The sequence below is a fragment of the Arthrobacter sp. S41 genome, assembly GCF_004320535.1.
Classification (GTDB): Bacteria; Actinomycetota; Actinomycetes; order Actinomycetales; family Micrococcaceae; genus Glutamicibacter.
In genome coordinates, this window is sequence record NZ_SIHY01000001.1 from 220,299 (window position 1) to 234,698 (window position 14,400).

Below are 14,400 nucleotides of genomic sequence, written 5' to 3' on the forward strand. Positions count from 1 at the left end.
GCGCTGCCCGCTCCACGTAAAGTTAAAACCATGAGCCAGAACCTGCCACGTGCTGCCCGCAATTACTTGGAGCAACTTCGCCGTGCCTTGGATTTCCTCTCCGAGGATGAACGCAAGCAAGTTCTTGAACAAACTCGTGACGAGATTAAACGACTGCCCGATGGTGGACGGCGTAAGCGCGAACTAATTAGTCTGCTGGGGGAGCCTGCCGTCAGAGCGATGAAGTTCGAGCGCACCGAACCCGAAGATTTGGAAGTGAGCAGTGGTAAGCACTTCTTGACTCGAATTCTGGCTTGGCCAATTTTTGCTTTGTCGCTGATCACCGTAGTGGTGGTTCTTTTCTCCCCGCCACACGACGCGATGATTGGCCCGGTTGGTTTGACTGGTTGGCTGAATTCACCCGGCGGCTGGCTGGCCGAGCTTGAAAAAGTGATGGGTGCGCAGCTGATCTGGTTGGCGTTTATCCCGGCTGTGTTGAGCTTGATCCCATTGCGAATTAGCGGTGTGACGTCGCTGATTCTTCAGGTTATCGGGGCGTTGCTGATGAGCGCTGTTTGTATCAGCGGCGGCTCAGTTATGGCCGCGTATTTCATCCCGGTCACTGTATTGTTGTGGGCCCAGATATTCACACCACTATTGATGATGCGTGGTTCCATGGCCCGTCCAGACCCAGGATGGATGATCACCGCTGCGGTGCTCCTCACTGCTGCAGTTGCCTTTACTACCTTCCAGGGCTTGCAGGGTTTTGAAGGTCCGGTGTGGATGATTTTGGCCCCGGCTGCGTTGCTGGTGGTACTGGCCATCTTGCTTCCACTGCGCTGGAAGAGTGCACATATTGCCTTGGTCGTCACCGGGATACTGGTGATTGTCGCAGGCTTTAGCGCCTCGCTACCGAGTACCTATGGTGCAGTTCTACTGTGGCCTTGGCTAGCTGGCGGTTTGGCATTTGCGGCAGGCCACTTGGCCGTGGCTGCGGATCTGTGGCACGAGCGGGCACGAAAGCTATTGGCTTTGTTCTAGTGCTATTGGGCGTGCTAAACGTATTTACTCCGATATTGCGTATATCCTCATGAGATGGCCGAAATTAAGGAAACTTCGCCCGTGCCGACGGCGAAGCGAGGACGCGGACGCCCCCGCAAAGATTCTGAGTTCACATCTTTAAGCAAAGATTTGTTGGCCGAAAAGGCACTGGAAATTGCTGGTGCTGAAGGGTACGGAGCACTGACCATGCACCGCCTGGCTTCCGACTTTGGTGTTACGCCCCGCGCCCTATACAACTACGTGGCGGACCGTCAAGAGGTCGTTAACCTCGCAGTGCAACGCTTCCTAGCTATTAGCCCGCTGGTTGAATTTGATTCTTCCAACTGGAAGCAAGGAGTCCGCCAGGCCTACGTCGCCACGCGGACTGCCTATCGCGCCTACCCACGTGCATCCCAAATGAGCTGGGACGACAAGGTAGATGTCGCGCCCGGACCACGACGCACCGAACTCATTGAGCGTGTACTACGTTTCTACGTTGAAATCGGGCTGACGCTGCAACAAGCGGTAACCATGGTTCGCGCGCTAGAACGAGACGTTTTGGGATTTGTCCTGCACGTTGATTACTTCTTTGACCGACGTGAAGCTGGGAACTCGGACTCCTTGAGCCACCTTGTCTCAGCTCAACGTCTTGATGCCTACCCAGAGATTTCAGCACCGTTAGCGCGTCAGGCACTAGAACTGCCTGCGCCGGATAGTGACGAGCTCTTTGAAGAAGTTATCGAAACTCGGATTCTTGCCATTGAACAGTGCTTGTCGAAAAATCGTCAATCCGAGACTGACCAAGCATAAAACTTCTGGTCAAGGAATAATCCGCGACGTAGTTGCGCTGTAGGGACTAAAGCCAAAGGATCCTGTGGCTCGAAAAATGTGCTGAAAGTTGCCCACTATGTCGCAGAGCCCACCCGAAGCGCCACCTGAGTCCGGAGAACTATCACCGGCAGCCCGCTGGCGCTTGCTCGGTGTGCTGCTCGCTGCCATGTTCATGTCGCTGGTCTCGGTCAGTATCGTCAACGTCGTGCTACCGTCCATCGGTTCCACGTTGCACGCCAGCGAAGCCGATATGCAGTGGGTTCTAGCCGGGTATGCATTGACCTTCGGCGTGGTTCTTGTCGCCGCCGGACGGGCCGGTGACCTGCTGGGTCGAGGTGTCATCTTTGTCGCCGGTGTCGCGATTTTTACCGTGGCCAGCATCTTGGCGGGGTTCGCCGCTGATCCGCTGATGCTCAATGTTGTCCGATTTATCATGGGCATTGGATCAGGGCTGCTCAACCCGCAAGTTATGGGCATGATCCAGCAACACTTCCGCGGTGCCGCCCGAGGACGCGCCTACGGACTGTTGGGCACCGTGGTCGGATTCTCCGTAGCCGTTGGTCCGGTACTCGGTGGGCTATTGATCAACTGGCTGGGTGCGGATGCAGGCTGGCGTTCGACTTTCCTCATCAACGTTCCCGTAGGCGTAGTCGCCATCACCCTAGCTCTCTTGTGGCTTCCCAAACCACTATTCACCAAGCCAGCAGGAAAACTCGATCTGGATCCAGTGGGTGGACTGGTGCTGGCGATGAGCATCTTTGCGTTGTTGCTACCTTTTGTTCAAGGCCGCGAAAATCCAATGTTGTGGTGGTTGCTTCTCGCAGCCGCCGTGTTGCTGTTGGTGTGGATCTGGTGGGAAAAAAATTACAAAGAACGTGGCCGTGAGCCAATGGTGGAACTGGGATTGTTCAAAATTCGCAGTTTCACCAACGGTACGCTCATTGCTGGACTGTACTTCATGGGTGTCTCCAGCGTGTGGGTGCTGGTGGCCATCTACGTTCAAGCTTCCCAAGGTTTCACTGCACTGGAAGCTGGCCTGATCTGTTTACCCGCTGCCTTGCTTTCGGCGTTTAGTTCTCATATTGCAGGCCGTTATGCCACCACGCTGGGGCGCAAGCTGCTGATCGGGGGAACGCTCAGTGCGTTGTTGGGCTTGATTGCAACGATTGCTGTGGTGTTCTTCGAAGATCGAGGCAACCTCAACGTCTGGTGGATGTTGTTGTCACTGACCTTTATCGGTATTGCTCAAGGCTTCATCATTTCCCCCAACCAGGCGTTGACCCTGATGGAAGTGCCCGTGGCCAATTCGGGCAGCGCCGGCGGTCTGATGCAGACTTCGCAACGTGTGGGAACTGCTGTGGGCATCGCGGTGATCACCGCAATCTTCTACGGTTTGAACCACGTTGCCGGCTACTCAGTGGCCATGGAATTATCCTTCGTCGCGATCTCAGTATTGGTGATTGCAACCCTGCTGGTGGCCATCGTTGACTTACGGCAAAGCCGTACCATCAAGCGCGTCTCAACGCGAGAAGAATACATCCCGGTTGAAGAAGGTGCGCAATGCACGGTGACTGGTGCGATCGAGGTTGTTGGCCCTAAGAAGCCGAGCCAACCTGCCGACGCTCAGCCATAAGGGCAGCAAAGCGAAAAGCGAGAGGACAGACCAATTGGTCAGTGTCCTCTCGCTTTATTGGTAATGCCTGCAGATAGTTCTTAGCTCACGCGGTAGCCAGAAACCAAAGGGCAATCAAAAGGATCTCGTGCGGACAAGCCCACCTTGTTGAGGTAAGTGATCACCTGTGCGTAGGATTCGCGCATGCTGGCCACGGTGTAGGGGATCTGGTGATCTGCGCAGTACTGACGCACGATGTCGGACACTGCTGCAAGATTGGCACGTGGCATGGAAGGGAACAGGTGGTGCTCCACCTGGTAATTCAAGCCACCAAACAGGTGGGAGAGAATCCGGTTGCCCCACGACGAGCGAGCCATGATGTTACGGCTGGTCAGTACCTGACGTGAGAAGAAGTCAATGCGAGCATCGCCCGGAACCATAGGCATGCCCTTGTGGTTCGGTGCGAATGAAGCGCCCATGTAGATACCGAAGACAGCTAGCTGCACGCCGATAAAAGCGAACGCCATGCCAACGGGAAGGAAGACAAAAATCAGTGCAACATACAGTCCCACACGCAGTGCGATAGCCCAGATCTCACGCTTACGGCGCTTGGCGCGATCAGCGGTGAACAAGTAACGGATTGACTGAATATGAAGATTCAATCCTTCCATCGTTAACAATGGGAAGAACAGGTATCCCTGACGCTCGGTGATCCACTTGAGGATTCCACGCTGGCGCTGAGCATCAACCGGCTGGAATGAGATGGTGTCCCACTCGATGTCGGGATCCTTGCCAATGGTGTTGGGAGTCGCGTGGTGCTTGTTGTGCTTGTTCATCCACCACTGGTAGCTGATGCCCACAACGATATTGGCCAGGAACTGGCCCAGCTTGTCATTGGTCTTGCCCGAGGACAGGATCTGACGGTGGGCCGCTTCGTGCGCGAGGAATGCAAATTGCGTAAGTAGGATTCCCAGCGCTGCAGCAATCAGTAGCTGGAACCAGCTGTGGCCCAAGAGGATTGACCCGGCAATGGCTGAACCCAAAAGGATAACCAGCACTGATCCGAGGCCAAGGTAATGGGCGCGACGACGTCCGGACAAACCTGCATCCTGAACGAGTTTCTTAACGTGGAAAAAGCTCTTGGGGTCTCCGGGCCTGGTGGTAGGTGCGGAGTTCTGAAGAACGGAACTGCTACTCAAGTAATTTCCTAAGTTGAAGTAGCTGGCGACATCTCAGTCGAAAGAACGGAAAGTCTCGGCTCCTATGTCTTCAAGACTACGGTATGCGTCTGTGAACGAACCCTAAATGTCCTTGATCTTCTCCCGTATTAATAGACAACGGTGAGTTGGCCATCGGAGATTTCCCAACGGGTTGTAAGCCGGACATTCTCCAGCAACCTACGGTCGTGGGTGACCAACAGCAACGCGCCTTCGTAAGCTTCGAGGGCTTCTTCTAATTGCTCGATGGCCGGGACATCCAAGTGGTTCGTCGGCTCGTCAAGCACCAGCAGATTCACGCCACGCGCTTGCAGTAGAGCCATCGACGCGCGGGTGCGTTCGCCGGGTGACAAGGACTTGACCAGCGCAGTGGATTGGTCTGCCTTCAGCCCAAACTTTGCCAGCAGGGTGCGCACTTCAGCTGACGAATACTCGGGGACCGCTTGTTCAAAAGCCATGCCCAAGGCCAGATCCCCTGGCAGCTGGCTACGGGCCTGATCAATTTCGCCAATGCTCACCGAGCTACCCAACGAAGCACTGCCGTGATCCGGGGAGAGCTTGCCGAGCAACATGTTCAGCAGTGTGGACTTGCCGGCACCATTGGGGCCGGTGATGCCAATGCGGTCCTCGGAATTAACCTGCACGGAGACCGGACCAAAGTTATAGTCGCCCTGCTGTAGCGCCGCTTCGTTCAAAGTGCACATCACCGATGAGCCACGCGGTGCGGGTGCAATCGAGAATTGCAGTACCCACTCTTTGCGAGGTTCATCAACTTCATCCAGCCGGGCGATACGAGATTCCATTTGGCGAACCTTGGCGGCCTGCTTTTCTGAGGACTCGCTATTGGCACGACGACGGATCTTGTCATTATCAGGCGCCTTACGCATGGCGTTACGTACGCCTTGGGAAGACCACTCGCGCTGGGTGCGGGCACGGGAGACGAGGTCGGCTTTCTGATTTTCGAATTGCTCGTAGGCTTCCCGGGCATGGGTGCGGCTGATGGCACGTTCGGCGAGGTAGGAGTCATAGCCACCCTCATAGACGGCCACCTTATTTTGGGCCAGGTCCAATTCGACGATGCCGGTGGTGCAACGCGCTAAAAATTCGCGGTCGTGGGATACCAGAATGACCGGGGAGCGCAGGGAATTAATGAACTCTTCAAGCAGTTCAAGTCCGGCGAGATCTAGGTCGTTGGTGGGCTCATCAAGCAAGATGATGTCAAAACGAGAAAGCAGTAGCGCTGCCAGAGCGACTCGGGCTACTTGTCCGCCGGAAAGGGCTGTCATTTCCGTTTCTAAAGACAGGGTGAAACCTAATTTGGCCAGCACCTCAGGAATGCGGTCCTCGAGGTCCATGGCGCCGGAGGCCATCCAGTGATCAAAAGCGTTGGCGTAGGCATCATCGGCGCCCGGCTTGTCGCTACCTAGGTCTTCTGCCGTGGCTTCCATGCGTGCGGTGGCCTCGGCGCAACCAGTGCGACGAGCCAGATATCCGGTGATCGTTTCGCCAGGAATTCTTTCGTGCTCCTGAGGAAGCCATCCGATAAAAGCAGAATCCGGTGCGGTGCTGACCGTTCCTGCCTGTGGGGTTGCTGCCTTGGCTAACAGCGAGAGCAAAGTTGATTTGCCTGCGCCGTTGGCTCCCACCACTCCGTAAACATCCGAGGTACTGGCAGTGAAGCTCAGAAGAGAAAACAGGGTTCGGTGGGCGTGGCCACCAGAAAGGTCTTTGGCCACGAGTGTTGCAGTCATGGCGTTAAGTCTAGTTTGAAATCAGCTTGAACACAGACGAGTGGTTCGAGCCCTCATATTAGAAGAGCTCGAACCACTTTTGTGTGATGACTTCCTAGGCGGAAGCTTCACCAATGCGCTGGAACTTCAGCTGACGACGCGCCAAACGATGGGCATCAGGAATAGCCCGCGCCAACGAAATCTCGGCAGCAATTGCAGCGCCAAGTTCCTGACAGAATTCGCGAGGACGCTTCGCCGCATCGATCTGTTCCTCCACTACATGGTCAACTAGTCCGGCCTCGCACAATGAAGCAACACTGATCTTTTGTCCGCGAGCCATATCGGCCGCCTTGTCGGTGGTGCGGTGAATGATCGCGCTGGCACCTTCCGGTGGCAACGGCGAAAGCCAAGAATTTTCGGCAGCCAGGGTGCGGTCCGCCGGGAGCAGTGCCAACGCTGCGCCACCAGTTCCTTGGCCCAAGAGCACTGACACCGAAGGGGCGCGCAGGCCAATGAGTTCATTCAGCGATCGCGCGATTTCCCCGGCCAACCCACCTTCTTCTGACTGCACCGATAGCTCGGCTCCGGTGGTATCAATGATGGTCACCAACGGTAAGTTCAATTCTTGAGCCAGCTGCATACCTCGTCGTGCCTCACGTAACGACGCTGGACCCAAACTTGCTGTCTCCGGGTGCCGAGGACGCTGTTGCCCAATTACCACACACCCCTGGTCGCCAAAGCGAGCCAGGGCAAGCATCAAGCCGGGATCCTTTTCACCCTGGCCGGTGCCGTTCAGCGGCAAGGCCTCGTCAGCAGATGCCAACAGCATCCGAGTATCGGGCCGACGGGGGTTGCGACTAGCAATCACCGATTCCCAGACGTCTTTGCTTTCGCGCAGATACGGCTGACCTGCCGGGGCCGGAAATTCATTGCCCGACGGAGCTGCCTGCAAAATAGACAACGCACGATCTACCAAGCTGGAGAGTTCCTGCGGCGGAACGACAGCATCAATCAGTCCCTTACGGAACAGATTTTCTGAAACCTGCACGCCATCTGGGAACGTCTGATCATAAAGTGCTTCGTAGACGCGCGGGCCCAGGAAGCCTAGCAGGGCTCCGGGTTCAGCGACGGTGATATGCCCCAATGATCCCCACGAAGCCATGACACCACCGGTGGTGGGGTGACGTAGGTACACCAGGTAAGGCAGGCCAGCTTCCTTATGTCGACGCACCGCATCGGTAATGGAGACCATGCCCAAAAATGCCAGTGTGCCTTCCTGCATTCGGGTACCGCCGGAGGCTGGTCCGGCGAGCAGCGGAAGCTTTTGCGCGGTGGCCCGCTGAATCGCAGCCACAATGCGCTGTACCGCTGCCTGCCCGATAGAACCGGCAAGGAATTTGAACTCAGAAACGATGACCGCCACTTCGCGCCCGTGGATCCGACCCTTACCGGTAATAACCGCTTCGTCGGCGCCACTTTTAGCTTCGGCCGCCTGAAGATCTGCCGCGTATTCTGCGCTCAGCGGTGGCTGTTGTGGCTTTTTATCCCAAGATTCAAAAGAATCAGCGTCCAGCACAATATCAAGCAGGGCCGCGGCGTCGATGCGCAACGTTGGGGTACTCATCTAGGCTTCATCCTTTCGAGCCTGTAGCCATTGCTCAATTTCTTCGGCGTCACCGTTGAGTACTGGAGGTGCGCTGTGCTTGGTGCGTGTGGTTTCCTGATTCGTGGCCGGGTCAAAGAAACGCAGCGGGGGGCCAGGAAGGTTGATCTTGCCAAGGACCTCATGCTCAACTTCGACGATCAGACCTTGCGACTTGACCTGTTCCCACTCATACACTTCTTCGATGCTGCGTACCTTGCCCGAAGGAATCCCGGCTTCATCGAGTGCGACTAGCAGATCCTGCGCGGTGTAGCTAGCGAATGCTTCTTCGATCAAAACGTTCAGTTCCGGACGGTTTTCCACGCGGGCCGAGTTATCGGCAAAGCGTGGATCATCAGGAGGAAGACCGAAAGAGTTGGCGAAGTTCTGCCACAGCTTCTGGCTGCCGATGCTGATCTGAACCTTCGAGTCCTTACAGGCGTACAAACCGTACGGGGCGATCGAGGGGTGGTGATTACCGATGGCCTTCGGATTTTGTCCGGCCACGGTGGCACGGGTTCCTTGGAACGCATGCACACCGATGATTGAGGCCAGCAGGGAGGTGCGAACTACCTGTCCGCGTCCGGTCTTTTCTCGTTCAAGTAGCGCGGCCAATGCGCCGTAGGCTCCGTACATCCCGGAGAGCAGATCCGCGATGGGAACACCGACCTTCTGTGGATCTTCCGGGCCTGAACCGGTGATCGACATGAGCCCAGCTTCACCTTGAAGGATCTGATCGTAACCGCTGCGGTGAGCTTCTGGTCCGTCGTGGCCAAAACCGGTAATCGACAAGATGACCAAGCGCGGGTTCAGTTCGTGAAGAACCTCAACGCTGAAGCCGAGTCGGTCCAGCACGCCCGTGCGGAAATTTTCCATCAGAACATCGCTGTTTTTGATCAACTGAACCAGCTTGGCTTTGTGCTCTTCATCTTTCAGATTTAGTGACAGCGAGAGCTTATTGCGATTGCACGACAGGAAGTAGGTGGCCTGACGGTTATCTTCTGGTCCAACAAAGGGCGGACCCCAACTTCTGGTGTCATCTCCGGTACCGACGGTCTCGATCTTGATGACCTTGGCGCCAAGGTCGCCCATCATCATGCCGGCGTGGGGGCCGGCCAAGGCACGGGTTAGGTCCAGAACAACGTAGCCGCTCAGTGGTCCGGTGGCACCTTGGCTCGAAGTGGCAGCTGTTTGCGTAGTTGAACTCATGAGGAGCCTCCTTTAGATGGCAGGTAAGTAATGAGAATTAGTGTTTAGAGCCAACCGGGAAGTACCAGCAGCGCCCAAGCCAAGATTGGTCCTGCAACAACGATGATGCCGCCGTAGCCAAGCACCTGCTTGTAGAACCGGTCCTTGTCGGTGCCTTCCGGAGCATTGGCAAGAACCAGCGCACCGTTGGTAGAGAAGGGCGAGACGTCAACAACGGTCGAAGCGATGGCCAACGCGCAGATCAATCCGGTAGCGCTGATTGATCCGCTGTCAAGGAATGGAATGGCCAGTGGAATCAATGCTGCCAAGATGGCGGTGGAGGACGCGAAGGCGGAGACCACAGCGCCGATGTAGCAAATCAGTAGCCCGGCGAGCAATGGTGCCCCAAGGTTGGCCACACCGTCAGAAACGTACTTGATGGTTCCGGCTTCTTCCAGGACACCAACAAAGGTGAGCATGCCGCAGATGAGCAAGACGGTAGACCAGCTGATCTTGTTGACGGCACCCTTTTGTGCAGCCGGGTTGACCAGTGCGAGGAAGACAGCGATGGTGATCGAAACAAATCCAACATCAACCTTGAAGCCCAGAGCGATTACTGCCAGGGCGATCAATCCGATGATGGTCATCATCTGGCCAAAACGCTGGCCCGGAGCATGCGGAGCGGCACCGTCGCCAGCTGGGTCGCGTGGTCCGTAGGTTCCCGAGCCACTGGCCTTGAAGTCAACGTCTGCCGCATGGGCACCGGCAGAAACGCTTAAGCGTGCTTCGGCAACACGTTCAGCAATTGCACCAGCGCGCTGGCCGGCAAGCTTACGTCCACCCAAAACGAGGAAGAGGACAATGGCGATGGCCAGGTTGAAAATAAAGCTGGTCAGGAACAAAGCGGTCGGGCTGAATTCAAAACCGGCCTTGTCGATCAGGCCGTTGACGATGACGCCGTAGACGGCGATAGGGGAGAAGCCGCCGGCCTGGGCGCCGTGTACAACGAGCATGCCCATCATCAGTGGGTTGATCTTGTAGCGCTGCGCGAAGTTCAAAGCGATAGGTGCGATGATCGCAACCGCCGCTGGGCCCAAGGCGCCAATGGCGGTGATGGCTGCGGTGATGACAAACATGACCCAAGGAATCAGCGCAATGCGGCTGTCCACCAGTTTCACGGCTCTGTCCACCAAGATATCGATGGTGCCGTTATTTTGGGCTATGGCAAAGAGGTAGGTAACGCCTACCAACGTTAAGAACAGACCGCCAGGGAAACTGGCGAGAATTTCTTTGGAATCCATGCCAAGGAAAAGAGTGCCGAGCAGGAATGCTCCGACGAAGGCCAGGGCCCCCATATTGATGGGGAACATTGTGGCGACGATGAACATCACCGCCAGAATGATGATGGAAACTAATGCGACAGACATGTGGAATATCCTTTTCGTGGTGGCCGCAAAGCGAGGTAGTTTGTATGTGACGAGCGTCACTGGCTCACTGGCCTAGCCTCCTAGACTCTGAGTGTCTTGTCAAGTCAATTTTCGGTGTAGGTTGGTGCTAAGAAACATCAAAAAGGAGTGAACATGGCTGAGATCCAGAAGCCTAAGGGCTTTGCCAAAGTGCAGCGCCCTAGGCTTTATGAACAGCTCATGCAGCAGATCCTGGCCTTTGTGGAACAAGAGCAACTCGGGGCCGGTGACCACCTGCCAGCTGAGCGAGAATTAGCAGACCAGCTTGGGGTTTCCCGAGCAACGTTGGCTCAAGCGCTTGTGGCGTTGGAGGTCTTGGGCGTCATTGACGTAAAGCACGGAACCGGTGCCGTCTTGGTGTATCGACCGAGTGTGGCCACAGTGTTGCGGGAGCTACGCGAACACGAAAATAGGCTTCCCGAAATTGTCGAAGCCCGAAGCACCCTCGAAGTGAAGTTGGCATCGCTGGCGGCCGAACGACGTACCGAAGAGGACCTCAAAAGCATCAACCAAGCCCTGGATGTCATGGGTGAAGAAATTGCTAATGGCGGCCGAGGTGAGAAGGGTGACGAACTTTTCCACGAGGCAATTACGAGGGCCGCAAAGTCTGCGGTTCTACAGAAGCTGATGACTTTTATTTCCGAGATGGTGCTAGAAACGCGTCTGGAATCTCTGGGTCAGCCCGGGCGTCCGGAGCGGTCTTTGGAGTCGCATCGGAAAATTGCTGAGGCAATCCGAGATGGTGATTCTCAGGGTGCTGCGGTTGCGATGCAAGAGCACATCGAGATGGTTTCCGACGTTGCGTTGCTTAAGGATCTTTCCTAGGTCAGCGGGTTGTTGAGTATCTAATGCCGGCGCAGATCCAGACGGTCACCTGATTCGGATTTAGCGCGCGGGCTACAGCTCCACGTGCTTCAAACGCGAAGACTCCCGTGGGATAACGAGATGACGTTGTCTCACAGGAGTCTTTTCAATGTTGTGGCCTATACCTGGTTGCCCAGCTTGAAGCCCTTCGACGGCTCACCTCGGTAGGTGCCGTCTTCATCTTTTTCGCGAGTGTAGGAGAAGCCGTCGGCGCCGACGGTCACCGCCATCTCCGAGTCATCGGTGCGGGCGATGACTTCCTGAACGTTGCCGTCCAGATCCAAGACTTTGGAAGCTTCGGTGTACCAGGACGGTACAACCGGGTTGCCCCACCAGTCGCGGCGCTGGTTATCGTGCACATCCCAGGTGATGACCGGGTTGTCTGGATCGCCGGTGTAGTAGTCCTGCGTGTAAATCTCGATGCGGTGATCATCTGGATCCAAGATGTACAGGTAGAACGCATTGGAGACACCGTGACGGCCTGGGCCGCGCTCGATGCGATCCGAGATGCGCAGTGCACCCATCTTGTCGCAGATCTGAATGATGTTGTGCTTTTCGTGAGTGGAGAAAGCTACGTGGTGCAGACGTGGTCCATCACCACCGGTGAGCGCGGTGTCATGCACGGTACCCTTACGCTGCATCCAGGCCGCGTAGGTGGTGCCTTCTTGGTCCTGAATGTCCTCGGTGACGGTGAAGCCCAAGTTTTCCAGGTACTTACGTCCGCGGGGCACATCTGGGGTGACCTGGTTGAAGTGGTCCAGACGAACCAATTCTCCAGCCGAGTACAGGTCGTAACGCATGTGTAGGCGCTCAACGTGGGTGGTTTCGAAGAAGAACTCGTAAGGGAAGCCCAGTGGATCTTCCACACGCACGGCGTCGCCGATGCCCTTGACGAAGCCTTCTTTGCGGCGTTCGGTGCGACAGCCCAGTTCCTTGTAGTAAGCCTCGGCCTTATCCACTTCTTCGGTGGAGCGTACACGGAATGCCATCGCTTTGAGCGCTGCCACCGGCCCCTTGGTGAGTACCAAGTTGTGGTGAATGAATTCCTCGAAGGAACGCAGGTAGATCTGGTTCTCATCTTCATAAGAAACATGAAGGCCTAGTACGTCCACGTAGAACTTGCGCGAGGCGGCCAGGTCGGTGACCACCAGTTCGGCGTAGGCGCAGCGCAGAATATCCGGCGCTGGAAGAGAAGGGGTAGGGATTGGGTTAGAAATCTCTTTGCTCATGTTGTTGCTCCTTTGCAAACAATCAAAGTACGAGTTAGACGCCGAACTTAGGGGAGTGGGCTTCGTTCAGGGTGATCTGGATGGACTGTTGAGTGGTGTAGAAGTCCACCGAACGGTAGCCACCTTCGCGTCCCAGACCCGAAGCCTTCACACCGCCGAATGGGGTGCGCAGGTCGCGGACGTTGTTCGAGTTCAGCCACACCATGCCGGACTCGATCTGGTGCGCGAAGTTGTGCGCGCGCTTCAAATTGGAAGTCCATACGTAGGCGGCCAGGCCGTACTTGGTGTTGTTGGCCAGCTCCAGCGCTTCCTCGTCGGTGTCGAACGGGGTAATGGCTACCACTGGGCCGAAGATTTCTTCCTGGAAGATCTGTGCATCAGGGGCGACATCGGCGAAAACGGTAGGGGCAACGTAATTGCCCTCTTCGAAGCCTTCGGCACGGCCGCCACCGGCCAGCAGGCGGCCTTCCTTCTTGCCGATTTCGATGTAGCTCATGACCTTCTCGAAATGCTTAGGGTGCACCAGCGAGCCGACCTCGGTCTTCGGATCGCTTGGCAGGCCCACACGGATGTTTTTGGCGCGTTCTGCGAACTTGGCAACAAAATCATCATAGATATCGCGCTGGACCAGCACGCGGGAGCCGGCGGTGCAGCGCTCGCCGTTCAGCGAGAACACGCCGAAGACGGTGGCATCCAGGGCCGCATCCAAATCAGCGTCGGCGAAGACCACTGCCGGGGACTTGCCGCCTAGCTCCAGGGACAGGCCCTTGAAGAACGGGGCAGCCGCGGTGGAGATGGTGGCGCCGGTGGAGGAATCTCCGGTGAAGGAAACCAGTGGCACATCTGGGTGCTTGACCAGGTAGTCTCCGGCCACAGAGCCGGAGCCGAAGATCAGGTTAAAAACGCCTTCAGGCAGGCCTGCTTCGCGGAAGATCCCAGGCCACAGGCCAGCAGAAAGTGGCGTGTAGCTGGCAGGCTTCATCACCACGGAGTTGCCGGTAGCGATGGCCGGAGCGAGCTTCCAAGATTCCTGCATGAACGGAACGTTCCATGGGGTGATCAGTGCGGCCACGCCAATTGGCTTGCGGTTCACATAGTTCATCTGGCGCCCTGGCACGCGGAAGGAATTATCTACCTGAGCCACGATCAGGTCAGCGAAGAAGCGGAAGTTCTCTGCCGCCCGGCGGGCCTGACCCTTGGCCTGGGTGATAGGCAGACCGGAGTCGTAGGACTCAAGCAGAGCCAACTCGTCATCGCGGGACTCAACGATGTCAGCGATCTTATGCAGTACCCGCGAACGTTCGCGCGGAAGCATCTTGGACCAAGGTCCTTCCTTGAAGGCCTTCTTGGCGGCAGCGACTGCCAGATCCACGTCTTCTGGCTGAGCAGAAGCTGCGGTGGCGTAATTCTGATTGGTGACCGGTTCTTGAACGTCGAAGGTTGCTCCGCCTTTGGAGTCAACAAATACGCCGTCAATGTAGTGCTGCAGGTGAGTTGGCAGGTGTTCTGGTACGAAGTGCTTGCTCATGGCAATTCCTTTCGTGCTCGGTGATGATGGTGATTCCGGCGTTAGTGCCGGTGTGTCAGAAGAATTTCTTGTG

Annotated in this window: 11 protein-coding genes; 4 read left to right on the forward strand and 7 right to left on the reverse strand. The window is 56.4% G+C overall.

Going from position 1 to position 14,400, the window contains the following annotated elements; all coding sequences use genetic code 11:
• Positions 1 to 30: 30 nt before the first annotated feature.
• From EYR88_RS01120 to EYR88_RS01130, 3 genes are all read left to right on the forward strand, one after another.
• Complete coding sequence (locus EYR88_RS01120; protein WP_131087911.1) at positions 31 to 1,020, forward strand: hypothetical protein; 990 nt, start codon at positions 31 to 33, stop codon at positions 1,018 to 1,020.
• A gap of 54 nt (positions 1,021 to 1,074) precedes the next feature.
• Positions 1,075 to 1,830, forward strand: coding sequence for a TetR/AcrR family transcriptional regulator C-terminal domain-containing protein (locus EYR88_RS01125; protein WP_131087912.1), 756 nt, complete (start codon positions 1,075 to 1,077; stop codon positions 1,828 to 1,830).
• A gap of 97 nt (positions 1,831 to 1,927) precedes the next feature.
• Complete coding sequence (locus tag EYR88_RS01130) at positions 1,928 to 3,484, forward strand: MFS transporter (protein WP_131087913.1); 1,557 nt, start codon at positions 1,928 to 1,930, stop codon at positions 3,482 to 3,484.
• 80 nt (positions 3,485 to 3,564) lie between these two features.
• Here EYR88_RS01130 and EYR88_RS01135 read toward each other — a convergent pair whose 3' ends face one another.
• The 5 genes from EYR88_RS01135 to EYR88_RS01155 form a co-directional block, all read right to left on the reverse strand.
• Positions 3,565 to 4,662 (reverse strand): acyl-CoA desaturase, encoded by a 1,098-nt coding sequence (locus EYR88_RS01135; protein WP_131087914.1) that lies wholly within the window; start codon positions 4,660 to 4,662, stop codon positions 3,565 to 3,567.
• Positions 4,663 to 4,790: 128 nt separating this feature from the next.
• Positions 4,791 to 6,431: an ABC-F family ATP-binding cassette domain-containing protein gene (locus tag EYR88_RS01140; protein WP_131087915.1), complete on the reverse strand. Its 1,641-nt coding sequence runs from the start codon at positions 6,429 to 6,431 to the stop codon at positions 4,791 to 4,793.
• A 94-nt stretch (positions 6,432 to 6,525) separates the two neighbouring features.
• The gene (locus tag EYR88_RS01145; RefSeq protein ID WP_131087916.1) at positions 6,526 to 8,034 is read right to left on the reverse strand and encodes a carboxyl transferase domain-containing protein; all 1,509 of its coding nucleotides are present in this window, start codon (positions 8,032 to 8,034) and stop codon (positions 6,526 to 6,528) included.
• Positions 8,035 to 9,261 (reverse strand): CoA transferase, encoded by a 1,227-nt coding sequence (locus EYR88_RS01150; protein WP_131087917.1) that lies wholly within the window; start codon positions 9,259 to 9,261, stop codon positions 8,035 to 8,037.
• Between the two features lie 44 nt (positions 9,262 to 9,305).
• Positions 9,306 to 10,667 carry an SLC13 family permease gene (locus tag EYR88_RS01155; RefSeq protein ID WP_131087918.1) on the reverse strand — a complete coding sequence of 454 codons (1,362 nt, stop codon included), beginning with the start codon at positions 10,665 to 10,667 and terminating at the stop codon, positions 9,306 to 9,308.
• A 153-nt stretch (positions 10,668 to 10,820) separates the two neighbouring features.
• Here EYR88_RS01155 and EYR88_RS01160 point away from each other — a divergent pair, with 153 nt between their 5' ends.
• Positions 10,821 to 11,531: a FadR/GntR family transcriptional regulator gene (locus EYR88_RS01160; protein ID WP_131087919.1), complete on the forward strand. Its 711-nt coding sequence runs from the start codon at positions 10,821 to 10,823 to the stop codon at positions 11,529 to 11,531.
• Positions 11,532 to 11,689: 158 nt separating this feature from the next.
• Here the strand turns inward: EYR88_RS01160 and hpaD are convergent, their stop codons facing one another.
• Together hpaD and hpaE are read right to left on the reverse strand one after the other, a co-directional pair.
• Positions 11,690 to 12,799: a 3,4-dihydroxyphenylacetate 2,3-dioxygenase gene (gene hpaD / locus EYR88_RS01165; RefSeq protein ID WP_242632424.1), complete on the reverse strand. Its 1,110-nt coding sequence runs from the start codon at positions 12,797 to 12,799 to the stop codon at positions 11,690 to 11,692.
• Between the two features lie 34 nt (positions 12,800 to 12,833).
• Entirely contained in the window at positions 12,834 to 14,327 is a 1,494-nt protein-coding gene (hpaE, locus tag EYR88_RS01170) for a 5-carboxymethyl-2-hydroxymuconate semialdehyde dehydrogenase (protein WP_131087920.1), read from the reverse strand.
• Positions 14,328 to 14,400: the final 73 nt, after the last annotated feature.